Annotated in this window: 24 protein-coding genes; 20 read left to right on the forward strand and 4 right to left on the reverse strand. The window is 70.0% G+C overall.

What is annotated here, in order from left to right:
- Position 1 precedes the first annotated feature (1 nt).
- The 12 genes from pgsA to dapF all read left to right on the forward strand — a co-directional run bounded on the left by pgsA (position 2) and on the right by dapF (position 9,570).
- Positions 2 to 574, forward strand: coding sequence for a CDP-diacylglycerol--glycerol-3-phosphate 3-phosphatidyltransferase (pgsA, locus tag ABD197_RS06800; RefSeq protein WP_344055810.1), 573 nt, complete (start codon positions 2 to 4; stop codon positions 572 to 574).
- Positions 571 to 1,068 carry a CinA family protein gene (locus ABD197_RS06805; protein WP_344052901.1) on the forward strand — a complete coding sequence of 166 codons (498 nt, stop codon included), beginning with the start codon at positions 571 to 573 and terminating at the stop codon, positions 1,066 to 1,068. The genes pgsA and ABD197_RS06805 overlap by 4 nt, the downstream gene beginning before the upstream one ends.
- Before the next feature lie 157 nt (positions 1,069 to 1,225).
- Positions 1,226 to 1,534 (forward strand): helix-turn-helix domain-containing protein, encoded by a 309-nt coding sequence (locus tag ABD197_RS06810; protein WP_308869790.1) that lies wholly within the window; start codon positions 1,226 to 1,228, stop codon positions 1,532 to 1,534.
- Positions 1,535 to 1,549: 15 nt separating this feature from the next.
- Positions 1,550 to 1,774 (forward strand): DUF3046 domain-containing protein, encoded by a 225-nt coding sequence (locus tag ABD197_RS06815; protein WP_344052905.1) that lies wholly within the window; start codon positions 1,550 to 1,552, stop codon positions 1,772 to 1,774.
- A gap of 262 nt (positions 1,775 to 2,036) precedes the next feature.
- A complete protein-coding gene (gene recA, locus ABD197_RS06820; protein ID WP_344052907.1) occupies positions 2,037 to 3,095 on the forward strand; it encodes a recombinase RecA in 1,059 nt (352 codons plus the stop codon).
- On the forward strand, positions 3,095 to 3,808 hold the full coding sequence (locus ABD197_RS06825) for a regulatory protein RecX (protein ID WP_344055811.1): 714 nt from the start codon (positions 3,095 to 3,097) through the stop codon (positions 3,806 to 3,808). Before recA ends, ABD197_RS06825 begins: the two co-directional genes overlap by 1 nt.
- A 50-nt stretch (positions 3,809 to 3,858) precedes the next feature.
- Positions 3,859 to 4,779 (forward strand): ABC transporter ATP-binding protein, encoded by a 921-nt coding sequence (locus ABD197_RS06830; protein WP_344052909.1) that lies wholly within the window; start codon positions 3,859 to 3,861, stop codon positions 4,777 to 4,779.
- Positions 4,776 to 5,654: an ABC transporter permease gene (locus ABD197_RS06835; protein WP_344052911.1), complete on the forward strand. Its 879-nt coding sequence runs from the start codon at positions 4,776 to 4,778 to the stop codon at positions 5,652 to 5,654. Before ABD197_RS06830 ends, ABD197_RS06835 begins: the two co-directional genes overlap by 4 nt.
- 54 nt (positions 5,655 to 5,708) lie before the next feature.
- Positions 5,709 to 7,253: a tRNA (N6-isopentenyl adenosine(37)-C2)-methylthiotransferase MiaB gene (gene miaB, locus ABD197_RS06840; protein ID WP_344052914.1), complete on the forward strand. Its 1,545-nt coding sequence runs from the start codon at positions 5,709 to 5,711 to the stop codon at positions 7,251 to 7,253.
- 19 nt (positions 7,254 to 7,272) lie between these two features.
- Positions 7,273 to 8,223 carry a tRNA (adenosine(37)-N6)-dimethylallyltransferase MiaA gene (gene miaA / locus ABD197_RS06845; RefSeq protein WP_344052916.1) on the forward strand — a complete coding sequence of 317 codons (951 nt, stop codon included), beginning with the start codon at positions 7,273 to 7,275 and terminating at the stop codon, positions 8,221 to 8,223.
- Entirely contained in the window at positions 8,220 to 8,639 is a 420-nt protein-coding gene (locus tag ABD197_RS06850; RefSeq protein ID WP_344052918.1) for a GNAT family acetyltransferase, read from the forward strand. The genes miaA and ABD197_RS06850 overlap by 4 nt, the downstream gene beginning before the upstream one ends.
- Before the next feature lie 31 nt (positions 8,640 to 8,670).
- A complete protein-coding gene (gene dapF / locus ABD197_RS06855) occupies positions 8,671 to 9,570 on the forward strand; it encodes a diaminopimelate epimerase (protein WP_344052920.1) in 900 nt (299 codons plus the stop codon).
- Positions 9,571 to 9,577: 7 nt separating this feature from the next.
- On the opposite strand, the gene ABD197_RS06860 is transcribed toward dapF, so the two are convergent.
- Positions 9,578 to 10,219, reverse strand: coding sequence for a class I SAM-dependent methyltransferase (locus ABD197_RS06860; RefSeq protein ID WP_344052922.1), 642 nt, complete (start codon positions 10,217 to 10,219; stop codon positions 9,578 to 9,580).
- Between the two features lie 72 nt (positions 10,220 to 10,291).
- On the opposite strand from ABD197_RS06860, the gene hflX reads away from it, so the two are divergent.
- Positions 10,292 to 11,812, forward strand: coding sequence for a GTPase HflX (hflX, locus tag ABD197_RS06865; protein ID WP_344052924.1), 1,521 nt, complete (start codon positions 10,292 to 10,294; stop codon positions 11,810 to 11,812).
- Positions 11,813 to 11,816: 4 nt separating this feature from the next.
- Here the strand turns inward: hflX and ABD197_RS06870 are convergent, their stop codons facing one another.
- Positions 11,817 to 13,724, reverse strand: a complete 1,908-nt coding sequence (locus ABD197_RS06870; RefSeq protein ID WP_344052925.1) for a dipeptidyl-peptidase 5 — start codon at positions 13,722 to 13,724, stop codon at positions 11,817 to 11,819.
- A gap of 241 nt (positions 13,725 to 13,965) precedes the next feature.
- On the opposite strand from ABD197_RS06870, the gene ABD197_RS06875 reads away from it, so the two are divergent.
- Positions 13,966 to 14,958, forward strand: a complete 993-nt coding sequence (locus tag ABD197_RS06875; RefSeq protein ID WP_344052927.1) for a methylenetetrahydrofolate reductase — start codon at positions 13,966 to 13,968, stop codon at positions 14,956 to 14,958.
- A 59-nt stretch (positions 14,959 to 15,017) separates the two neighbouring features.
- On the opposite strand, the gene ABD197_RS06880 is transcribed toward ABD197_RS06875, so the two are convergent.
- Positions 15,018 to 16,427, reverse strand: a complete 1,410-nt coding sequence (locus tag ABD197_RS06880) for a hypothetical protein (protein ID WP_344052929.1) — start codon at positions 16,425 to 16,427, stop codon at positions 15,018 to 15,020.
- An 87-nt stretch (positions 16,428 to 16,514) separates the two neighbouring features.
- The gene (lexA, locus tag ABD197_RS06885; RefSeq protein WP_344052931.1) at positions 16,515 to 17,195 is read right to left on the reverse strand and encodes a transcriptional repressor LexA; all 681 of its coding nucleotides are present in this window, start codon (positions 17,193 to 17,195) and stop codon (positions 16,515 to 16,517) included.
- A gap of 260 nt (positions 17,196 to 17,455) precedes the next feature.
- On the opposite strand from lexA, the gene ABD197_RS06890 reads away from it, so the two are divergent.
- Genes ABD197_RS06890 through ABD197_RS06915 form a run of 6 tightly spaced genes read left to right on the forward strand, consistent with a single transcriptional unit; the run spans position 17,456 to position 21,842 of the window.
- The gene (locus ABD197_RS06890; protein WP_344052933.1) at positions 17,456 to 17,833 is read left to right on the forward strand and encodes a LysM peptidoglycan-binding domain-containing protein; all 378 of its coding nucleotides are present in this window, start codon (positions 17,456 to 17,458) and stop codon (positions 17,831 to 17,833) included.
- Between the two features lie 50 nt (positions 17,834 to 17,883).
- Positions 17,884 to 18,978, forward strand: a complete 1,095-nt coding sequence (locus tag ABD197_RS06895; protein ID WP_344052934.1) for a histidinol-phosphate transaminase — start codon at positions 17,884 to 17,886, stop codon at positions 18,976 to 18,978.
- On the forward strand, positions 18,975 to 19,589 hold the full coding sequence (gene hisB, locus ABD197_RS06900) for an imidazoleglycerol-phosphate dehydratase HisB (protein ID WP_344052936.1): 615 nt from the start codon (positions 18,975 to 18,977) through the stop codon (positions 19,587 to 19,589). The genes ABD197_RS06895 and hisB overlap by 4 nt, the downstream gene beginning before the upstream one ends.
- Positions 19,586 to 20,263: an imidazole glycerol phosphate synthase subunit HisH gene (hisH, locus tag ABD197_RS06905; RefSeq protein WP_344052937.1), complete on the forward strand. Its 678-nt coding sequence runs from the start codon at positions 19,586 to 19,588 to the stop codon at positions 20,261 to 20,263. Before hisB ends, hisH begins: the two co-directional genes overlap by 4 nt.
- Positions 20,264 to 20,317: 54 nt before the next feature.
- Positions 20,318 to 21,064, forward strand: a complete 747-nt coding sequence (priA, locus tag ABD197_RS06910) for a bifunctional 1-(5-phosphoribosyl)-5-((5-phosphoribosylamino)methylideneamino)imidazole-4-carboxamide isomerase/phosphoribosylanthranilate isomerase PriA (RefSeq protein ID WP_344052939.1) — start codon at positions 20,318 to 20,320, stop codon at positions 21,062 to 21,064.
- On the forward strand, positions 21,048 to 21,842 hold the full coding sequence (locus tag ABD197_RS06915) for an SseB family protein (protein ID WP_344052941.1): 795 nt from the start codon (positions 21,048 to 21,050) through the stop codon (positions 21,840 to 21,842). Before priA ends, ABD197_RS06915 begins: the two co-directional genes overlap by 17 nt.
- Positions 21,843 to 22,043 lie beyond the last annotated feature (201 nt).

Consider the following 22,043-nt stretch of genomic DNA (forward strand, 5'->3'; position numbering starts at 1 on the left):
CATGGCCGTTCCCCGTCAATTGCCCAACACGATCACGATCGTGCGCATCCTCATGGCGCCGGTCTTCCTCTGGATGCTGCTGGCAGACGGCGGTGCAGACGGCCCGCTGCGCTGGTGGGCGGCGGTGATCTTCATCGTCGCGATCGCGACCGACGGCATCGACGGCTGGATCGCCCGGCGCTATGAGATCGTCACCGATCTCGGCAAGCTCCTGGATCCGATCGCCGACAAGGTGCTCACGGGCTTCGCGTTCATCGGTCTGTCGATCCTCGGCGAGCTGCCCTGGTGGATCACGATCGTGGTCCTCGTCCGTGAGATCGGCATCACGGTCCACCGCCTCGTCGTCGCGAGCGATCACGTCGTCGCAGCCGCCTGGATGGGCAAGCTGAAGACGGTCGCACAGGCCGTCGCACTGTCGCTCGCACTGCTCCCGCTGTGGACCCTCGTGGGGGAGTGGATCTTCTGGGTCAACGGCATCGCGATGGCGATCGCCGTCGCGCTCACGATCGCGAGCGGGATCGATTACGTGCTCACCGAGATCCGCGGCGCGCGTCGCGGACGCGCCGCCCGATGACGGATGCCGCGGATCAGCCCACCGCGGGTCACCTGATCGCGCGGCTCGTCGATCGCGGGTGGACCGTCGCCGTCGCCGAGTCGCTGACCGGCGGGATGGTGGTGTCCTCGCTCGTGGACATCCCCGGGGCGTCGGCGGTGGTCCGGGGCGGGATCGTGGCTTACGCCACACCGTTGAAGAGCACGCTCCTGGGCGTGGATGCCGCTCTGCTGACGCGGCAGGGCGCGGTGGACCCCCTGGTCGCCGCGCAGATGGCGGCGGGAGTCCGGTTCGCGACCCGGATCGGCGATCAGCCGACGGATGTGGGCATCGCCACGACGGGGGTCGCGGGACCGACCGAGCAGGACGGGCACGCCGTCGGTACCGTGTTCGTGGCCGTGGAGACTCCGTCCGCGTCGCGCGTGGTGGAGCTTGCGCTGTCCGGGTCGCGCGAGCGGATCCGCGCCGAGGCGACAGAGGCAGCGGTGCGCGTCGCTCTGGAGCTGCTGTCCTGACCGGATCCGCGCGGTCGGGAACATCCGGTGTTTCGTGTCGGTTACATTCGGCGATTCCCACCCTTTGCCCAGCGCGCAGGATTAGATTGGCCACATCGGGTGTTGTACTGTTATCCACCCGGATAGCGCGGAATCAGCAGTGAGGAGGGGGCCCATCATGATCCTGGTACGCCAAGAAATCGGCGAAGTCCTTCGTGACTTCCGCCAGCAGAAGGGTCGGACCCTCCGCCAGGTCGCGAGCCGCGCGAGCGTGGCACTCGGCTACCTCAGCGAGGTGGAGCGGGGCCAGAAGGAGGCATCGAGCGAGATCCTCGCCTCGGTTGCCGAAGCGCTCGACGTGCCGATCTCCACGATCATGCGCGAGGTCGGAGACCGCATCTCCGTGCTCGAGGGAATCCAGACCTTCCCCGACGTCGTGCCCGACGACCTCGTCGCGTCGGTCGACGCCGAGCTCTCGCTGCGCTGATCACGCGCGCTCTTCATGCGTCGCAGTGAATTCGACCGCGCCGTCGCCGATGAGTTCGGCGGAAGCGGGGCGGCGCTGATATCGGATCTCGTGCTTCCCCGGTTCGGTGAGCGGACGGCGGCGGAAGCGCTGGAGGCCGGCATCCCGCCCCGCGAGGTCTGGCTGGCGCTGTGCGTGGAGGCCGATGTTCCACTCGAGCGCCGCCATGGTGTCGGACGGCGCGAGCTGCGCTCTTCCTGACACGGATTCGCGTCCGAGTGCGCACGGATCTTCGACGGCGTGTCGTCGAAGATCCGTTCTATGTCTCCGTAGGCTTCTGCACAGCGGATGCCGTACGGCCGCTGTCCACAATTCGAACGTCAGCGCCGACCGATGTCGGAGCCCCTTCGTAGTGTGAGCAGCGTCGAACGACACCACTTGCCTTGTCGCAGCATCCCCGCCGAGCCTCGGCGAGGAGCGCGACAGCCTACAGGCGACGGAACGCGAGCATAAGGAGCACGCCATGCCCTCACCCGAAAACCGCGAGAAGGCCCTCGAGTCCGCTCTTGCACAGATCGACCGCCAGTTCGGAAAGGGCTCGGTCATGCGTCTCGGCAGTGACGAGCGCGCTCCGGTCGAGGTGATCCCCACGGGCTCCATCGCGCTCGATGTCGCGCTGGGTGTCGGCGGGCTGCCGCGCGGTCGCATCGTCGAGATCTACGGCCCCGAGTCGTCGGGTAAGACGACGCTGACCCTGCACGCGATCGCGAACGTGCAGAAGCAGGGCGGCATCGCCGCGTTCATCGACGCCGAGCACGCGCTCGACCCGGAATACGCGCAGAAGCTCGGCGTCGACATCGATGAGCTCCTGGTCTCGCAGCCCGATACGGGTGAGCAGGCGCTCGAGATCGCCGACATGCTGATCCGCTCCGGCTCGATCGACCTGATCGTGATCGACTCGGTCGCCGCGCTCGTCCCCAAGGCCGAGATCGAAGGCGAGATGGGCGACTCCCACGTCGGTCTGCAGGCCCGCCTCATGTCGCAGGCGCTGCGCAAGCTCACCGGTGGTCTGAACACGACGAACACGACGATGATCTTCATCAACCAGCTCCGCGAGAAGATCGGCGTGTTCTTCGGAAGCCCTGAGACGACCGCCGGTGGAAAGGCGCTGAAGTTCTACGCGTCCGTGCGACTGGACATCCGACGCATCGAGACGCTCAAGGACGGCACCGATGCGGTGGGAAACCGGACCCGCGTCAAGGTCGTGAAGAACAAGATGGCGCCGCCGTTCAAGCAGGCCGAGTTCGACATCCTGTACGGCACCGGCATTTCGCGCGAGGGCAGCCTGATCGACTTCGGCGTCGAGCACGAGATCGTCAAGAAGTCCGGCGCCTGGTACACGTACGAGGGCGAGCAGCTCGGGCAGGGCAAGGAGAATGCCCGCAACTTCCTTCTGAAGAACCCGGACATCGCCGCGGACATCGAATCGCGGATCAAAGTGAAGCTCGGAATCGGTCAGCCCAAGGCGGTGGAGGCGCCCGTCGCCAAGGCCGATGAGCTGGCCAAGCGTCGCCCCGCGTGATGACCTCTTCCGGCGGTGATGGGGGCGAGCACCTCGCCCCCATCACCTACCTCCCGGGTGCCGATCGTCCCGCGGTGTCGAACGAGCCGGCGTACCCGACTGACGAACCGGTGCGGTGGGCGGTGCCGCTGGAGTCGTCCGCGGCGCCGTTCGCGCGTGACACCGGCACAGGAGCACCCGAGCCACCCCGCCTCTCCGGTGGAAGCGAAGCGGAGAGCGGCGAGTCCGCGACGATCGAGGCGGAGGACGCCCTGACCAAGCGACTGCGGCGCAGCGCTCTCTCGGAGCGTGAGGCGCGCGCCTTCCTCGCGCAGCGCGATGTCGATACGTCGATCATCGAAGCCACCATCGAGCGCTTCGTCGGGCGGGGCTGGATCGATGACGCGGTCCTGGCGGAGCAGCTGCTCCATGCCGGCACGACCCGCAAGGGTCAGGGGCGTCGAGCCATCGCACAGGCTCTCGCGGCCCGCGGGATTCCTCGCGACATCGCGGACGCGGCCCTCGCGGATCTGCCCGACGACGACGCCGAGCGCGCACTCGAATACGCGCGCTCCAAGGCGCACGGTCTGCGCAGCTACGACATGGACACCGCGCTGCGCCGACTCATCGGTCAGCTTTCCCGTCGAGGATACGGCGGCTCCGTCGCGTCGACCGCGGCGCGCACGGCGCTCACCGAGAGCAGGGGTGGAACCGGCGGCGTACGGTTCCGCTAGGGGCATCGCCGCGCGTTAGTCTCAGTCCGGGGCGACCGAGGGGAGACAGGATGGCGATCGAGGTCCGTGGCCTGACCAAGCGCTATCGCGACAAGGTCGCCGTCGACGACATCTCGTTCTCGGTCGACGACGGCGGTGTGTTCGCCTTCGTCGGGACGAACGGTGCGGGAAAGTCCACGACGATCGGCTGCCTGACGACCCTGCTGCCCTTCGACGCGGGCGACGTGCGGGTCTGCGGCCACGACGTGCGCCGGGACGGCGAGAAGGTCCGTGACTCGATCGGGGTGGTCTTCCAGGAGTCGCTCCTGGATCCGTTGCTGAGCGTGCGCGAGAATCTGCGGCTCCGAGGACGACTGAGTCGCGTTCCCCGTGGTCCTCTCGAGGCGCGGATCGCGCAGCTGTCCGAGCTCATCGGTCTCGAGGAGATCCTGGACGGGCGGTACGGCAGGCTCTCCGGTGGGCAGCGACGACGGGTGGACATCGCCCGCGCGCTCCTGCACGAGCCCGCCGTGCTCTTCCTTGACGAACCGACCGCGGGTCTGGATCCCTCGAGCCGCGCGCTGGTGTGGAGCACCCTGCACGCCTTGAGCACCCACGGCGACCTCACGGTGTTCCTCACGACCCACTACCTGGAAGAGACCGAGGAGGCGGCACGGGTCTGCGTGATCGACGACGGCCGCATCGTCGCCGACGACACTCCGTCCGCCCTCCGCGCCCGCCACAGCCGGAGCGTCCTGACGGTCACGACCGATGATCAGGACGGACTCCTCGCGCTCGCTCACGCGGCCGGTGCCGATCCCGCGCTGGACGCGGGGGCCGTCGTGATCGGCGTGCCCGACGCGAACATCGCGCGACGCATCCTCTCCGCCCACGGCGACCACGTGCAGGACTTCGAGTTCCGCCACGGACGCATGGACGATGTGTTCCTCGCTCTCACCGGTCGCACCGCCGCCGAGGTGGGGGCCGCGTGAACGTCGTCCTCGCCGTGATCCGGCGGAATCTCCGCATCTTCTTCCGTGACCGCCTGAACGTGTTCTTCTCGTTGCTGGGCGCGGTGATCCTCTTCGGGCTGTACACGCTCTTCCTCGGCAATCTCCAGACGACCGATCTGACGGATTCCCTCCCCGGAGCGACGAGCGCCGAGGTGCAGGCGTTCGTGGACAGCTGGATGTTCGCGGGGATCGTGCTCATCACGACTGTCACGACCGGCCTCGGCGCGCTGTCCGTGCTCGTCGAAGACGATCAGTCGGGCCGATTCCGCGACTTCCTGGTCGCCCCCATCCGGCGTGGACAGCTCGTGCTGGGGTACCTGCTGGCGGCCGTGATCGTGGCTGTGATCCTGTCCCTCATCGTGCTGGCGGTCAGTGTCGTGTATCTCGGTGTCCTCCGCGGCGTGTGGCTCGGCGTTCCCGAGATCGCGCGGATCAGCGGCGTCGTGGTGCTCTGCTGCATCGCGTTCACATCCCTGTCCGCGCTCATCGTCTCCTTCGTCCGGACCAGCGGTGCGTTCTCCGGCCTCGCCACGATTGTGGGGACCGTCCTCGGATTCATCGCCGCGGCCTACATCCCGATCGGCGCCTTCCCCGACGAAGTCGCCGCGGTCGTCGCCGCCCTGCCGTTCGCGCAGGCCGGGATGCTCCTCCGGCGCGATTTCGCCGGAGACACGCTTCAGACGATCACCGCGGACGCGCCCGGTGCCGAGGACACGCTCCGTGCCTTCTACGGCATGGATCTCAGCGTCGGAGACTGGGCGGTGCCGGCGTGGTTCGTGATCGGCATCCTCGTCGCGATCACCCTGATCTGCACCGTCCTGTCCGCCGTGCGCATCCGCGGGCGCATCCGCTGACGGTCCGGCCCCGAGCGGACTCCCCGCGGACCCGCACGTAGAATGGCAGGCATCATGACCATTCCGTCTTCGGCGCCGACGACGATCGCGCCTTCACCCGCCGCGCTCACCCGCGACGGGTCCGCGCGCACCTACGAAGTGCGCACGTTCGGCTGCCAGATGAACGTGCACGACTCCGAGCGGCTGTCCGGCTCGCTCGAGAGCGCCGGATACGTCGCGGCAGAGCCGGGCGACGAAGCCGACGTGGTGATCATCAATACCTGCGCCGTCCGCGACAACGCCGCCGGGAAGCTCTACGGCACGCTCGGACATCTCGCGTCCGTGAAGCGGCGCAAGGACGGCATGCAGATCGCGGTCGGCGGGTGCATGGCGCAGATGGACAAGCAGGCCGTGCTCGAGAAGGCCCCGTGGGTCGATGTCGTGTTCGGCACGCACAACATGGGCTCGCTGCCGAGTCTGCTCGAGCGCTCCCGCCACAACGGAGAGGCAGAGCTCGAGATCCTCGAGGCGCTCGAAACGTTCCCCTCCACGCTGCCGACCAAGCGCGACAGCGTGTACAGCGGCTGGGTGTCGATCTCGGTCGGCTGCAACAACACCTGCACGTTCTGCATCGTCCCGAGCCTGCGGGGCAAGGAGAAGGATCGGCGTCCGGGCGACATCCTCAACGAAGTGCGCCTCCTCGTAGAGGACGGCGCGATCGAGGTGACCCTGCTCGGCCAGAACGTCAATTCGTACGGCGTCGAGTTCGGCGATCGCCACGCGTTCGGCAAGCTCCTGCGCGCGACGGGAGAGATTCCGGGACTCGAGCGGATCCGGTTCACGAGCCCCCATCCCGCCGCCTTCACCGACGACGTGATCGACGCGATGGCGGAGACGCCCGCGGTCATGCCGCAGCTGCACATGCCGCTGCAGTCCGGCAGCGACCGGGTGCTCAAGGCCATGCGTCGTTCCTACCGCAGCGAGCGGTTCCTCGGGATCCTCGACCGGGTCCGCGATCGCATCCCGCACGCCGCGATCACGACCGACATCATCGTCGGCTTCCCGGGCGAGACCGACGAGGACTTCGAGGACACGATGAGGGTCGTCGAGCGCGCGCGCTTCTCCAGCGCCTTCACGTTCCAGTACTCGATCCGTGAGGGCACCCCGGCTGCGACCATGCCCGATCAGGTGCCGAAGGCGGTCGTTCAGGAGCGATACGAGCGGCTGATCGCCCTGCAGGAGCGCATCAGCCTGGAGGAGAACCAGGCCCAGGTCGGGCGGCAGGTCCAGCTGCTGGTGTCGATGGGCGAGGGCAAGAAGGATGCCGAGACGCATCGACTGACCGGCCGCGCCGAAGACAACCGCCTCGTCCATTTCGAGGTGCCCGCAGGAAGTGCGGTGCCGCGCCCAGGCGACGTCGTCTCGGTGACCGTCACCCATGCCGCGCCCTTCCACCTGCTGGCGGATTCGGACGGGTCCCCGCTGCAGATCCGGCGCACGCGTGCGGGCGACGCGTGGGACCGCACGCAGGCCGAGTCCTGCGCCGTGCCGGCACCCGCGCAGAGTGCCCGCTCGGGCGCCGTACCGCTCGGTCTGCCGTCGCTGCGCGTCGGCGTCTGATCATCGAGGCGAGCGGTCTGTGATCGACCCGCCGGCGCCGGCCGATCAGACCGCGCGACTCATCGCGGTGGTCGGCGCCACCGGCACCGGCAAGTCCGACTTCGCGCTCGACCTCGCCGCCGCGCTCGCGGAGCGTGGCCACTCTGCCGAGATCGTGAACGCGGACGCGATGCAGCTGTACCGAGGCATGGACATCGGCACGGCCAAACTCGCACCGCACGAACGGCGCGGCATCCCGCATCACCTCCTCGATGTGCTCGCCGTGACGCAGGAAGCGGCGGTCGCGTGGTACCAGGAAGCGGCGCGCGCCGCCGTCGAGGGGATTCTGGACCGCGGCTCGCACGCGATCCTCGTGGGCGGATCAGGACTGTACGTCTCGAGCGTGCTGTTCGACTTCCGTTTCCCGCCTCGCGATGAATCGCTGCGCTCCGACCTCGAGGCGGAGCTCGACCGCGTCGGACCGGGAGTGCTGTTCGAACGTCTGCGTCTGCTCGACCCCGACACCGCGGCGCGGGTCGACCCCCGCAACGGCCGACGAGTCGTTCGCGCCCTCGAGATCCTCGCGCAGGGGGAGCGCACGCACGGCGCGGCGCTGCCCGACGCGCCCGAGCGCTGGCGGTCTCCCGAGATCATCGGGCTCGCCGTCCCCCGCGACGAGCTCGTCGTCCGACTCGACGAGCGCGTCGAGGGCATGTGGCGGGCGGGACTCCTCGATGAGGTGCGTGCGCTGCGCGCGGACGGTCTGGAAGAGGGGGTCACCGCCCGGCGGGCGATCGGCTACGCCCAGGCACTCGGACAGCTGAGCGGCGCGTTGACGCAGACCGAGGCGATCGCGCAGACGCAGGCCTTGACACGGCGGTACGCCCGGCGGCAGGTCTCCTGGTTCCGCCGGTACGAGGACGTCACCTGGCTCCCCGCACCTGCCGCCCCCCTGGCGCGGACGGAAGCGGCCCGCATACTGGGGTCATGACAACGATCCGAGCGTTCACCCTCCGAGACACCGAATCCGTCATCGCACTGTGGCAGGCGACCGGGCTCACCCGCTCGTGGAACAACCCCCACCTGGACATCCAGCGGAAGATGACCGTTCAGCCGGAGCTGTTCTTGGTGGCCGTCGACGGCCACGACATCATCGGCTCGGTCATGGCCGGATACGACGGTCATCGCGGGTGGCTGTACTACCTCGCGTCCGACCCGCAGCGCCGCGGGCAAGGCATCGGGCGCGCGCTCGTGGAGGCGGCGGAGGAGGCTCTGCTGGAGATGGGCTGCCCCAAGGTGCAGCTCATGGTGCGCCCGGGCAACGACGAGGCGCTCGGCTTCTACGACACCCTCGGCTACGAGCGGTTCTCGACCACGACCACCGGCAAGCGGCTCATCGCGGACTGAGCCGGCACCGCGCTCGCCCTACACTGGCCGTATGCCGCAGACCGTCTCGTTCACCAAGGGTCACGGCACCGGGAACGATTTCGTCGTGATCCCCGACGCGGACAGCACGCTCGACCTGAGCGATGACCAGGTCGCCGTGCTCTGCGATCGCCGGTTCGGCATCGGCGCGGACGGCATCCTGCGGGTCGTCCGCTCGGCTGCGCTGGCCGAGACGTCCTCTGGGGGCACGCGCGACCACGCGGAAGCAGCGGTCGCGGCGGGCGCCGAATGGTTCATGGACTACCGCAACGCGGACGGGTCTGCGGCCGAGATGTGCGGGAACGGCATCCGCGTGTTCGCCCGCTACCTCGCCGATGCCGGGCTCGCCCCGATCGATCACTCCCCGGTGCGGATCGGGACGCGCGCGGGCATCAAGTCCGTCACCCGGAGCGAGCTGGGGTTCGAGGTGGACCTGGGCGCCTGGCGCGTCGAGGACGCGGAGGTGCTCGTGCGCGCGAAAGGACTCGACGTGCCGCGGCCCGGCCTCGGGATCGATGTGGGCAACCCGCATGTCGTCGTCGCGCTGCCGCACGACGGCGAGCTCGACGCACTGGACTTGACCGTCCGTCCCCAGCTGCACCCCGAGCCGGCGCAAGGCGCGAACATCGAATTCGTGGTGCCGAGCGATCCCCTGGTGCGCGAAGGCGTGGGCTCGATCCGGATGCGGGTCTTCGAGCGCGGTGTGGGGGAGACGCTGAGCTGCGGCACGGGCGTGGCCGCGTCTGCGCTGGCCGTCCGCGACTGGGCCGGCGTCGCCGCCCCCGACCGCTGGTCGGTCGAAGTGCCGGGCGGTGTGCTGGGCGTGCGGATGGTCCCGGTGGCGGGCGAGCTGCACGTGCTGCTGTCCGGGCCTGCGACCCTCGTCTACTCCGGCGAGGTCGCGCTGGCCTGACCGCCGATCAGATCACGTCGATCTCGCTCGTCGGCGGAGAGCCGTGTCGGCGTACCTTGATCACGCGGAATCCGCGCGCCGTCGCCGTTCTGTGCACGCTGAAGCCCGGCGTGAAGGACGCTGCCAGCCAGCGCTGCAGCGAATCGGATCCGAGGTTGCGCTGCACGACGAGCCACGCGTCGGAGCGCTCGTCCAGGCGCGGGATCCACCGCTCGAGAAGGCCGTGCAGTTCGTTCTTGCCCACCCGGATCGGGGGATTGGAGCGGATCGTCCGGAACGTGACGTCCTCGGGAACATCGTCGGGGCGCACAGCGTTGACATTGACGAGACCGAGGTCGTGGGCGTTCCGTCTGACGAGGTCGAGCGCCCGGTCGTTGACATCGACCGCCCACACCGTGGCGTGCGGCGCTTGCATCGCCAGCGACAGCGCGATCGGACCCCATCCGCTGCCCAGGTCGAGCAGGTGGCCGCCGGGCGGGGGCGGAGGGGTGTTGGCCAGAAGGACGGCGGTGCCGGAGTCCACGTGATCGGGGCTGAACACCCCGCCCGCGGTGGTGAGCTCCACCTCGGCACCCGCGAGGGTCGCACGGATGCGGCGGAGGTTCTCTGCACTCGCCGGCGACGCGCTGAAGTAGTGGTCCCCCGACATGCTTGCGAGCGTAGCGGAGAGAGCACCCGGGGGAGCAAGAGCTAGAGTTTACGGGCATCACGGAAGGAACCCATGACGGATACCACGAAATCGGACGCTGTGCAGGTCGACGAGGCGGTCGACCCGGTGCAGCGCGTCCTCGACCGAGCGCAGTCCCACGCGGGCGTCCGCGTGTTCGGTGCCGCTCAGGCGCTGCAGGACACCGCGACCGCGACCTCGTCCGACACGGACGGAGAGCAGTGGGACCGCGAGGAGCGCGCGGCCCTGCGTCGGGTGCCGGGGCTGTCCACCGAGCTCGAGGACGTCACCGAGGTCGAATACCGGCAGCTCCGCCTCGAGAACGTCGTGCTCGTGGGCGTCCATCCGCAGGGCGAGCAGGAGGACGCGGAGAACTCCCTGCGCGAACTCGCGGCTCTCGCCGAGACCGCCGGCGCCGTCGTGCTCGACGGTGTCATGCAGCGCCGACCGCACCCGGACCCGGCCACGTACGTCGGGCGAGGCAAGGCGGCGGAACTGCGGGACATCGTCGCCGCGGTGGGTGCGGACACCGTGATCGCCGACACCGAACTCGCGCCGAGCCAGCGTCGCGCGCTCGAGGACGTTGTGAAGGTCAAGGTGATCGACCGCACGACGGTGATCCTCGACATCTTCAGCCAGCACGCGAAGAGCCGCGAGGGCAAGGCCCAGGTCGAGCTCGCCCAGCTCGAATACCTGCTGCCGCGCCTGCGCGGCTGGGGCGACTCGATGAGCCGCCAGGCCGGTGGCCAGGTGGGCGCGGGCGGCGCGGGAATGGGTTCACGCGGTCCCGGTGAGACGAAGATCGAGCTCGACCGCCGGCGGATCCGCACCAAAATGGCCCTGCTGCGCCGACAGATCCGTGATTTCGCTCCCGCACGCGATGCCAAACGCGCCGAGCGCAAACGCCACACGATCCCTTCGGTCGCGATCGCCGGGTACACCAACGCCGGCAAGTCCAGCCTGCTGAACCGTCTCACCAGCGCGGGAGTCCTCGTCGAGAACGCCCTGTTCGCGACGCTCGATGCGACGGTGCGCCGTGCCGCTGCATCCGACGGACGCGTCTACACGCTCACCGACACGGTCGGCTTCGTCCGCAATCTGCCGCACCAGCTCGTCGAGGCCTTCCGGTCGACTCTCGAGGAAGTCGGCGAGGCGGACGTGATCGTCCACGTCGTGGATGCCGCGCACCCCGATCCCGCCGCGCAGCTGCAGACGGTCCGCGATGTGATCGGCGACGTCGGTGCGCGCGACATCACCGAGATCGTCGTCTTCAACAAGGCCGACCTCGTCGACGAGGACACCCGCCTCGTGCTGCGTGGACTCGAGCCGCGTGCTCTGTTCGCCTCGTCGCGCACCGGTGAGGGCATCGATGAGCTGCGCGCGGCGATCGAGGCGGCGCTGCCGCTGCCGGCGGTGGAGATCCGTGCGCTCGTGCCCTACGACCGCGGCGACCTGGTGTCGGCGGCGCACGAGAGCGGCATCATCGTCTCCGAGACGCACGAGGAGGGCGGTACGGCCCTGCACGCGCACGTGTCCGAGCGTCTGGCGGCGGAGCTCGCGGCGTTCGCGCTCTGACCCGTCAGTCCAGCTCGAGCCGCGCGACCCCGGGCGTGTCGAACCCGAAGACGGCGCCGAGGAACGCCAGCTCGCTCTCGAGAGCCCGGATGACGTTCTCCGCCCGCCGGAACCCGTGACCCTCGCCCTCGAACAGGATGTACGCGTGTGGAACCCCGTGCGCGCGCAGAGCGTCGCGGATCGCCTCGGCTTGCGCGGGCGGAACCACCGGGTCCTCGTCCCCCTGCAGGAGCAACAGGGGGACACGGAACCGCTCGGGTCTGCTCAGCGGTGAGCGCTGGATGTACAGCTGTTCCGCCTCGGGAAGCGGGCCGATGAGTCCGTCCAGGTAGCGCGCCTCGAAGTCGTGCGTGTCGGTCGCGAGCGTCCGGGCATCGCCGACGCCGTAGCGCGAGATCCCGGCCGCGAACGTGTCGGTGCTCACGAGGGCGGCGAGCACCGTCCAGCCGCCGGCGGACCCGCCGGCCACCGCCATCCGGCGCGCGTCGGCGGCTCCGGTCGCTGCGAGGCCGTCGGCAGCGGCGGCGACGTCCTGGACGTCCACGACGCCCCACTGCCCTCGCAGCCGTTCCCGATATGCCCGGCCGTAGCCGCTGGAGCCCCCGTAGTTCACGTCCAGCACGCCGATTCCCCGGCTGGTGAAGTACGCGATCCGCCCGGATGCCGCACCCCCACGGTGCGCGGTCGGTCCGCCGTGCACGAGCACGACGTACGGCGGGCGTTCGTCCTCGGATGCCTGGACGCCGGGGTTCCTCGGCGGGTAGTCGAACGCGTGGACGGGGCCGGTCGGCCCGTCGAACGTCACGGGGCGGGGGCGCGGCATCCATTCGTCGGCCCACTCCGGTGCGCCGCCGTGGACGAGGAGGCCGCCCGACGGATCGTCGACGTCGATGATCCGCAGCTCGCTCGGCGCGGTGGCCGAGGAGCCGGAGACGAGCACGCGCGATCCGCGGACGTCCTCGATGCACACCTCTGAGGTGAGGGATGCCGCGAGCTCGCGCACCGTCCCGTCGGCGTCGATGAGCACGAGGGAATCGTCGCCGTGCGTGCGCACCGCCACGACGCGGCCACCCTCGACGGGGGTGAACCAGCGCGTGCCCAGTACCCAGATCGGTCCGCCGGTGTCCGCATCTGCGGGCGCCACGGGCCGCCGAGGCAGGTCCGCCGACAGGTGCTCGCGCCACAGGTTCCAGCGGCCCGAGGTGTCGTCGGCGTACAGCAGGTCGTCATCGCCGACCCACACGGGCTGCACGGGCGAGCTCGAACCTCCCGCGATCGTCGCCCACTCGGCGACGACGCCGTCCTCCAGGCGGCCCACGCGGACTTCGGACGCGTCCCACGGCATATTCGGATGGTTCCACGCGATCCACGCGATGTGGCGCCCGCTGGGGGACAGCGCCGGGTGCGCGACGAAGTCGCTGTCGGCGACGATCTCGGTCGGTCCGGAACCGTCCGTCGGGATCGCGACGATCGCGCGAGTCGGCACCGGGCGGCCGTCGTGGGTCTCGCGGACGGCGAGGAGCGTGCCGTCCTGCCACGACAATCCGCCGTAGCGGTCGCCGGTGCCCGCGGGAGTGAGCGGTCGCGGCTCCTGGCCCGCCGACAGCGCGTAGACGCGCTGATCGGATCGCTCCACGAACAGCAGGACACCGTCCGGCGTCGCCGTCCACGCGCCGCCACCGTACTCGTGCACGCGGGACCTCGCGCTCCACGGTGCGGGCAGGACGTCCACGACCGCACCGGACGCGTCGCGGCGGCGGACACCCGTGCGCCCGCCCTGGTCCGCGATGCCTTCGCCCCACCACACGTCCGCGCCGACGAAGCGTGCACCGTCGATGCGGGGCGTCGCGGCCGACACCTCGGCGGCGGTCAACGGAGAGGGCCAGGATCCGTAGGGGAGGGTCTGGGTCATGCCTCCACCGTAGGCCGGTATCCGAGCCGGCTGCAGGTCCCGATGCGCAGCGGGCGAGTCCGGTGCCGACACAGAGCGCAACACGGCCTCGCGGCGCGTGTCCCGATCCGATACCGTCGAGCATCATCGCCCGGCACCGACCGGGCTGGAGCGACAGCCGAGCCCGGCACCCGCCCGCGACGCAGACGCGCCCGTGCGCGTATCGCGGCCGTCCGGCCCACCGACTCGATCTGAAACGCTCATGACTTTCGACCTCACTGCACCCGCGCCCACCGGCAGCGCGCCCGTGGTGCCCTTCTCCTTCGAGCTCTACCCGCCCCGGACCGATGCCCGCGAGGCGGCCCTGCACGAAACGATCCGGCAGCTCGCCGCGGTCGGCCCGCGATTCATCTCCGTCACGTACGGCGCGGGCGGGTCCACCGGTGGGCGCTCGCTCGAGGTCCTGAAGCACATCCGCCGAGAGACGGACGTCGAGCCGCTCGCCCACCTGACGTGCGTCGGCAACACCTACGAAGGGGCGACCGCGCTCATCCGCGAATTCCTGGATGCCGGCATCCTGAGCTTCCTCGCCCTGCGCGGCGATCCGCCCGCCGGCGCGGCCGAGGGCGACGAGTTCCTCGGCGATCTCGAGAGCGCCGCCCAGCTGACGCAGCTCATCGGGCGCGTCCAGGCGGAGCGTTCGCCGTACACCGAGTACGGCATCCCGGGGCTGCCGGGTGCGGTCGGCGTCAACCGCCGCCGGCCCGCGCAGGTCGCGGTCGCCGCGTTCCCGAACGGCCACCCGCGCTCCCGGCATCCGCGTGAGCACATCGACGCGCTGGTCGCGAAAGAGGCGGCCGGTGCGACGCTCGCGATCACGCAGCTCTTCTTCGACGCCGAGGACTACCTGCGCTTCGTCGATGAGGCGCGCGACGCGGGGGTCACGATGCCGATCCTCCCCGGCATCATGCCGATCACCTCTCCGGCGCGTCTGCACCGCGTTCTCGAACTGACCGGCGAAGCGCGGCCGCGCGCGCTCGCGGAAGCGCTCGCACGGGAGAGCACCCCGCAGGATCAGGCACGGATCGGCATCTCCCACGCCGCCGAGCTCGCCCGCGAGGTGTCAGACCACGGCGCGCCCGGCGTCCACCTGTACGCGTTCAACAACCACGAGACCGTGCTGGCCGTGCTGCGCGAAGCCGACCTGCTGGCCACGAGCCCTGTGGGCCGGCGCACGATCACGCCGCACGGATGACATCGCGGCTCGATGTCAGGCCGGCACGATCGCGCGTGAGCTGACGCCGACCGGTTCGATCACCGTGCCGTGGTCGGGCCGTCGGTCACGACCGTCGTGTCGGTCACGTCCGCGGGGCCGACGGTGTCAGATGCGGGGGACAAGTCGTCCGCGGCAGCGGGAACGACCGCGTCGTCCCGCCGCTGCAGAAGTTCGAGCGTCCAGCCGACCACGAGTGCGACGACCACGACGAGGAGGATGTCGCCGACCGTGAGCGGACGCAGCGCGAACAGCCACAGCACGGCGAGGACGGCGATGATCGTGCGCACGAGAACCCGGTAGCGGCCGAGCCACGCTCCGAAGGCCCCGGTGTCCAGGCCCCGCGCCGCCAGCTGCCGGCGGGCGGACCCGTTGAGCGCCTCCGCGGTCGAGCGGACGCTGCGCGCGGGCTTCGAACGGCCCATGAGCCAGCCCACCAGTGCGATCAGCACGCCCAGCAGCACGCCCACGAGGGCCGTCTGCTGCATCGCCCCGACCATGCGCTGGTAGATCGCGTCCAGCGCCGCCGGCGACAGATCCAGATCGCCCGCGACGGTGCTCACCACCACCGTCCCGACCGACAGGCCGGCGACGAGCGTTGCCGCGCCGATCGCGAAGCCGATGCCCGACCCGAGGATCGCGACGCTCCGTCGCCGGGCGAAGAGGATGCCGAGACCGAAGAGGCCGAGGGTGAGGACGGGCAGCCACCATCCCAGGGCCGCGGTGAGGGCGTAGCCGGTCCGGATCGCGGCCAGATTGTCCCCTTCGCCGACGATGACGACCTTGTCCACCGACGGGATCAGCTGCGCGATGCCGACGCCGCGGTCGACGAGGTTCGCCTTCACGCGATCGACGATGGCCCCGAGTTGGATGCCGACTCCGTCCGGGGTCCTCACGACCAGTCCGCCGCCGTCCGATGTCGCCGCCGTCGTGAGGGCGCGGTGCGCCGCGCGCGTGGCGGTGGCCCAGACGTCCGAGAACGCGTCGGACTGCACCACCCTCGTCACGGTCTGATCGACCAGGCTCTCAAGGCCGTCCGCCGCGGGAGCCTGGAGGAGCCCGAGGGCCTGCACGGCGCGCGGCGGGAGGCCGAGGTCGGCGATGCCGTCGAACACGTTCGCGGTGAGCTGGTCGAAGTCGACCTGATCGGTGATCGCGGTCATCGTCTCGTCGATGATGAGTCCCTGCACGGCGGGATCGTCGACGAGCGGCGCGAGTGTGCTGACGAACGCGTCCTCCTCCACGAGCTGCACCCGCGCCCAGGCGGCGACGATGGAGGTGGGGACGAGGATCGTCGCGATCACGATGCACAGCGCGGAGACGAAGGCGCGCCAGCGTGCGGTGCGGGGCTCCGGCGCGACGGCGTCCGTGTCCCGCGCGCGGAGCGCCGCGTTCTCGGCGCGCAGCGCGTCCAGTTCGGCGCGCAGATCGTCGTCGGTCATGGCGGACATGGGGCCTCCTCGGTGCGGATGACCTCATCCTGGCGCAAACGGCCGCGCGGCATCCCACCCGGAACGGGTGATAATCGCGCCGGCGGCTCAGACGGCGCGCAGGACCGCCACGACCTTGCCGAGCACGACCGCGTCGTCGCCGAGAATCGGCTCGAACGCCGAGTTGCGGGGCAGGAGCCACGTGTGCCCGTCGCGCTGACGGAACGTCTTGACCGTCGCTTCTTCGTCGAGCATCGCCGCCACGATATCGCCGTTCTGCGCCGTCTGCTGCTGACGCACGACGACCCAGTCGCCGTCGCAGATCGCCGCGTCGATCATCGACTCGCCCTGCACCTTCAGCATGAACAGGTCGCCCTTGCCGACGAGCTGACGGGGGAGAGGGAAGATCTCCTCGACCTGCTGCTCGGCCGTGATGGGCGTACCCGCGGCGATGCGTCCGACCAGCGGCACCATCGCGGCGTCGCCCACGCTCGGAGCCGTGTCCGCCGGGTTCTCGGTGGACATGCCGGGGAGATCGATCAGCACCTCCATCGCACGCGTCTTGCCGGCGTCGCGGCGGAGGTATCCGCTGAGTTCGAGCTGGTTGAGCTGGTGCGTCACGCTGGAGAGCGACTTCAACCCGACGGCGTCACCGATCTCGCGCATGCTCGGCGGGTAGCCGTGCCGCGCGATCGACCGCTGGATGACTTCCAGGATCGCGAGCTGCTTGTCGCTGAGGCTCTTGCGCCGTCGCGTCTGGGGCTTGTCGCGTCCGCTCGCGTCGCTCATCTGTCCCGCTCCTGTCTCTCCCGATCCGGGCATCGTCTTCGAATGTCGGAGGTCCGTGGTGGGGTGTTCCCATCGAAACCGTATCCGGTTCGGCTCCGGTGTCCGGGCATCACGTCCGCGTGTCGCGTTCGAACATCAGAGACGTCGAATACCGGTTGACATCGTAGAACATCGAAGATAGCTTCGGAAGAGAGCTTCGCATCCCGGCCTCCCGGCCGAGGCGGGGGTGCGAATCTCTTCTCTTCATCCAGGAGGACGACATGACCGCCATCAGCATTCCGACCCGGTCCTACGGCGACATCGCGGGGCACCGTGCCACGCGGCTGCGTCTGACGGCCCGCGGGCGACGGGTGCTGGCGTCGATCGCAGCGCTGCCGGCCGTGATCGCCCTGAGTCTTGCGGTCGTCAGCGGCGGCAGCGCTCTGGCCTCGCGCGACGCCGGCGCGCCGGCGGAGTCGTTCACGACCGTCACGGTGACGGCAGGGCAGTCGCTGTGGTCCATCGCCGAGCAGGTCGCGCCGGGTGCGGACCCGCGCGATGTGGTCGACGCGATCGTGCGCCTGAACGCGCTCGACGGCGTGACGGTGTCAGCCGGGCAGCAGCTCGCGATCCCGAGCGAGTACGACACCGCACCCTGAGTGCCGGCGGTCGCCTCTTCACGCGGACCGGGCGTCGCGGCGGCTCTACCATGGGAGAGGTGAGCATCCGCCTCGATGACCTTCCCCTGCGCGACCACCTCCGAGGGATGACGCCATACGGCGCCCCCCAGGCCGCGCTGCCCGTCGCCCTCAACGTGAACGAGAACACCCACCCCGTGCCGCAGGATGTGGCCGACGACATCCTGGATGCCGTCGCGCTCGCTCTCCGGGACGTGAACCGCTATCCCGATCGGGAGTTCACGGCGCTGCGCGAGGGCTTCGCGGAGTATCTCGGCTACGGGGTCACGCGCGAGCAGATCTGGGCGGCGAACGGCTCGAACGAAGTCCTGCAGCACGTGCTGCAGGCGTTCGGCGGGCCGGGCCGCACCGCGTTCGGCTTCGCGCCGACGTATTCGATGTATCCGCTTCTGACCCGCGCGACCGGTGCGGAGTGGATCGCCGGCACGCGCGGCCCGGACTTCTCCGTCGAGGTCGACGACGCGACGAGGCAGGTCGAGGAGGCGGCACCGGATGTCGTCTTCCTCTGCTCGCCCAACAACCCGACCGGCACACCGATGAGCCTCGAGGCGATCGCTGCGATCTACGACGCCACGGACGGCATCGTGGTGGTCGACGAGGCCTACCAGGAGTTCGCACCGCACGACGCGGGATCCGCCCTCGCGCTGCTGCCGGGCCGCGAGCGGATGGTCGTCTCGCGGACCATGAGCAAAGCCTTCGCGTTCGCCGGAGCCCGAGTGGGATACCTCGCCGCCGACCCCGCGCTCATCGACGCCCTCCGCCTCGTGCGCCTGCCGTACCACTTGAGCGCGCTCACGCAGGCGGCGGCATCCGCAGCTCTGCGTCACTCGCACACGATGCTCGCGATGGTCGATGAGATCGTCGCACAGCGCGACCGGATGTCAGCCACCCTCGACGCGATCGGTTACGACCCCTACGAGTCCTGGACCAACTTCGTGCTGTTCGGCGGCGTCGACGACCCCGCCGCCACCTGGCAGGGTCTGTACGACCACGGGGTACTGATCCGGGATGTCGGCATCCCTCACCACCTCCGTGTGACGGCCGGCACCGAGCAGGAGACGACCGCGTTCCTGGACGCGCTCGCCTCACTAGACTCGTCCTCATGAGCCGCCCCGGAAGCCCCCGCACGGCTTCGATCCGTCGCTCGACGAGCGAATCCACCGTCGAACTCGAACTCGACCTGGACGGGACGGGCCGCAGCCACATCGACACGACGGTGCCGTTCTTCGACCACCTCCTCACGGCGTTCGCGAAGCACTCGCTGACCGATCTGACCGTGCGGGCGTCCGGCGACACCGACATCGACGCGCACCACACCGTGGAGGACGTCGCGATCGTCCTCGGGCAGGCGATCCGTGAAGCGCTGGGTGACAAGTCCGGCATCTCTCGCTACGGCGACGCCCTCGTGCCGCTGGATGAAGCACTCGCGCAGGCGGTCGTGGACATCAGCGGACGCCCGTACCTCGTCCACGACGGTGAGCCCGCGGGCTACGAGTTGCACCTGATCGGCGGGCACTTCACCGGTTCGCTCGTGCGGCACACCTTCGAGGCGATCGCATTCAACGCCGGACTCACGGTGCACGTCCGCGTGCTCGCCGGCCGCGACCCCCATCACATCGCGGAGGCCGAGTACAAGGCCTTCGCCCGGGCGTTCCGTCAGGCGAAGGCACTCGACCCGCTGATCGAGGGTGTCCCGAGCACGAAGGGTGCTCTGTGACGGAATCCGCCACGCCGGACGAGCGCGCCGAACGGCCGCTCGTCGCGGTGCTGGACTATGGCTCAGGCAATGTCCATTCCGCCGTCAAGGCGCTCATCGCCGCCGGTGCCGATGCGCGCCTGACCGCCGATCGCGGGCTCATCGACGACGCCGCCGGCCTCGTCGTGCCCGGTGTCGGTGCGTTCCGCGCGGTCATGGAGGCGCTTCGTGCCCGCCGAGGCGACGAGATCATCGACCGGCGCCTCGCGGGCGGTCGACCCGTGCTCGGCATCTGCGTCGGCATGCAGGTGCTGTTCGAGCACGGCGTCGAACGCGGCGTCGACACCGAGGGCCTGGGGGAGTGGCCCGGCGCGGTCACGGAGCTCGACGCTCCCGTCCTTCCGCACATGGGCTGGAACACCGTCGAGGCCAGTGAGGGCTCGCGGCTGTTCCGCGGCATCGAGAGCGAGCGGTTCTACTTCGTGCACTCATTCGCCGCGCAGCACTGGACGCTCGAGGTGCAGCGCCCGTTCCCCGCACCGGCGCTCACGTGGTGCACATATGGGCGCCCGTTCCTCGCGGCTGTCGAGAACGGACCGCTCTCTGCCACGCAGTTCCACCCGGAGAAGTCGGGGGATGCCGGCATCCGTCTTCTCGCGAATTGGATCGACGGGCTCGGCGGGGCTACCCTCTGAGATCGTGCCACCTGCGCGAGCACTGCGCTCCCGCGTCATTCCGCACGAGGAGCCATGAACGATTTCGCGTCAACGCCTGAGTTGATCCTGCTGCCCGCTGTCGACGTCGCCGACGGCAAGGCCGTCCGCCTCACGCAGGGGGAGGCCGGCACGGAGACGAACTACGGCGACCCGGTGGATGCCGCCCTCGAATGGGCGAAGCAGGGCGCCGAGTGGATCCACCTCGTCGACCTCGACGCGGCGTTCGGACGCGGCAGCAACACCGCGGTGATCCGCAAGGTCATCAAGCAGGTGCGCGGCGTGCAGGTCGAGGTCTCCGGCGGGATCCGCGACGATCGCAGCCTGGAGGCCGCCTTGGAGAGCGGCGCATCGCGCATCAACCTCGGCACCGCGGCGCTGGAGAACCCCGAGTGGGCGGCGGATGTCATCGGCCGGTACGGCGATCTGATCGCGGTGGGCCTGGATGTCCGCGGCACGACGCTCGCCGCGCGCGGCTGGACCCAGGAGGGCGGCGACCTGTGGACCGTGCTGGACCGGCTCGAGGCCGCCGGGTGCAGCCGCTACGTCGTGACCGACGTGACGAAGGACGGCACTCTGCAGGGGCCCAACATCGAGCTGCTCCGTGAGCTCACCGCACGCACGCCGAAGCCCGTGATCGCCTCCGGCGGTGTGTCGAGCCTGGACGACATCGCGGCGCTCCGCGACCTCGTTCCCCTCGGCGTCGAGGGCGCGATCGTGGGCAAGGCCCTGTATGCGGGCGCGTTCACGCTCGCCGAGGCGCTGGATGTCGCAGGGCACTGACGGGCATCATCCCCACGCGGGTGATTCGGCCGGGGTCCCGTGGGAGGGGCGCAGCTTCGAGCCCAATCCTCACTCCGGCGACGACGGTTCGGCCGATCCCGCACTTCTGGCGGCGCTGACCGCGTTCCGGGCGGAGGTCGCGGCCGGGATTCTGGGCGATGCCGTCGCCGTCGTGGACGCGTATCGGTCGGCTCGGCTCCTGATCCCGCTCCTCGCCGAGAAGGGCGATCACGGCGTCGGACCGCACGGTCTTGCGGTCGACAAGACTCAGGAGCTCTCGATCGTCACGGTCGCCGCTCCCGACGGACGTCGGGTCCTCCCCGTCTTCACCTCCGTCGCTGCGATGTCCCGCTGGGATGCCGCCGCCCGCCCGGTGCCTGCCGACGGTCCGCGCACCGCCCTCGCGGCATCCGCGGACGAAACGGATCTGATCGTGATCGACCCCGGGTCCGACACGGAGTTCGTGCTGCGCCGGCCGGCGGTCTGGGCGGTCGCGCAGGGGCTGCCGTGGGAGCCGAGCTACACCTCACCCGAGGTCTTCGCCGGGCTGCAGGCCAGCATCGGCGGCGAGCTCGCCGTGCTCGACCTCTCCGTCGAGGCCGGTGACCCTTCGGGGCGCCTGCGCGGGCCGGAGCTCATCGTCCGGCTGGAGCTGATCCACGGTTTGGAGCAGGCGGAGCTGGATGCCGTCCTCGGCCGGCTCGCGAAGCGGTGGGCGGCCGATGACCGCGTGGCGGTGCTGGTCGATTCGCTGACGGTGAAGCTCATCCGCTCCTGATCCTTCCCTCGCCCTCGCCCTCGCCCCCGTCCGTCTCCCGCCGCCGACATGGTCCCATTTCTGCCGAGATGGTCCCTTTTCCCTCGAGATGGTCCCCACCATCTCGGGGGTAAACCCACCATCTCGATGGGGAACGCACCATCTCGGGGGTAAACCCACCATCTCGGCGGGAAACGCACCATCTCGGGGGTAAACCCACCA

The organism is Microbacterium lacus, assembly GCF_039531105.1.
Classification (GTDB): Bacteria; Actinomycetota; Actinomycetes; order Actinomycetales; family Microbacteriaceae; genus Microbacterium; species Microbacterium lacus.

Bases quoted from the DNA above. Each gene is read 5' to 3' on its own strand.
- ABD197_RS06875 (WP_344052927.1), top strand. From the start codon at position 13,966: ATGACTTTCGACCTCACTGCACCCGCGCCCACCGGCAGCGCGCCCGTG.
- ABD197_RS06850 (WP_344052918.1), top strand. From the start codon at position 8,220: ATGACAACGATCCGAGCGTTCACCCTCCGAGACACCGAATCCGTCATC.
- ABD197_RS06860 (WP_344052922.1), bottom strand. From the start codon at position 10,219: ATGTCGGGGGACCACTACTTCAGCGCGTCGCCGGCGAGTGCAGAGAAC.
- pgsA (WP_344055810.1), top strand. From the start codon at position 2: ATGGCCGTTCCCCGTCAATTGCCCAACACGATCACGATCGTGCGCATC.
- ABD197_RS06830 (WP_344052909.1), top strand. From the start codon at position 3,859: ATGGCGATCGAGGTCCGTGGCCTGACCAAGCGCTATCGCGACAAGGTC.
- miaB (WP_344052914.1), top strand. From the start codon at position 5,709: ATGACCATTCCGTCTTCGGCGCCGACGACGATCGCGCCTTCACCCGCC.
- hisB (WP_344052936.1), top strand. From the start codon at position 18,975: ATGAGCCGCCCCGGAAGCCCCCGCACGGCTTCGATCCGTCGCTCGACG.
- ABD197_RS06810 (WP_308869790.1), top strand. From the start codon at position 1,226: ATGATCCTGGTACGCCAAGAAATCGGCGAAGTCCTTCGTGACTTCCGC.
- ABD197_RS06805 (WP_344052901.1), top strand. From the start codon at position 571: ATGACGGATGCCGCGGATCAGCCCACCGCGGGTCACCTGATCGCGCGG.
- priA (WP_344052939.1), top strand. From the start codon at position 20,318: ATGAACGATTTCGCGTCAACGCCTGAGTTGATCCTGCTGCCCGCTGTC.
- ABD197_RS06915 (WP_344052941.1), top strand. From the start codon at position 21,048: ATGTCGCAGGGCACTGACGGGCATCATCCCCACGCGGGTGATTCGGCC.
- ABD197_RS06815 (WP_344052905.1), top strand. From the start codon at position 1,550: ATGCGTCGCAGTGAATTCGACCGCGCCGTCGCCGATGAGTTCGGCGGA.
- ABD197_RS06870 (WP_344052925.1), bottom strand. From the start codon at position 13,724: ATGACCCAGACCCTCCCCTACGGATCCTGGCCCTCTCCGTTGACCGCC.
- ABD197_RS06890 (WP_344052933.1), top strand. From the start codon at position 17,456: ATGACCGCCATCAGCATTCCGACCCGGTCCTACGGCGACATCGCGGGG.
- recA (WP_344052907.1), top strand. From the start codon at position 2,037: ATGCCCTCACCCGAAAACCGCGAGAAGGCCCTCGAGTCCGCTCTTGCA.
- ABD197_RS06895 (WP_344052934.1), top strand. From the start codon at position 17,884: ATGGGAGAGGTGAGCATCCGCCTCGATGACCTTCCCCTGCGCGACCAC.
- hflX (WP_344052924.1), top strand. From the start codon at position 10,292: ATGACGGATACCACGAAATCGGACGCTGTGCAGGTCGACGAGGCGGTC.
- dapF (WP_344052920.1), top strand. From the start codon at position 8,671: ATGCCGCAGACCGTCTCGTTCACCAAGGGTCACGGCACCGGGAACGAT.
- ABD197_RS06880 (WP_344052929.1), bottom strand. From the start codon at position 16,427: ATGTCCGCCATGACCGACGACGATCTGCGCGCCGAACTGGACGCGCTG.
- ABD197_RS06825 (WP_344055811.1), top strand. From the start codon at position 3,095: ATGACCTCTTCCGGCGGTGATGGGGGCGAGCACCTCGCCCCCATCACC.
- lexA (WP_344052931.1), bottom strand. From the start codon at position 17,195: ATGAGCGACGCGAGCGGACGCGACAAGCCCCAGACGCGACGGCGCAAG.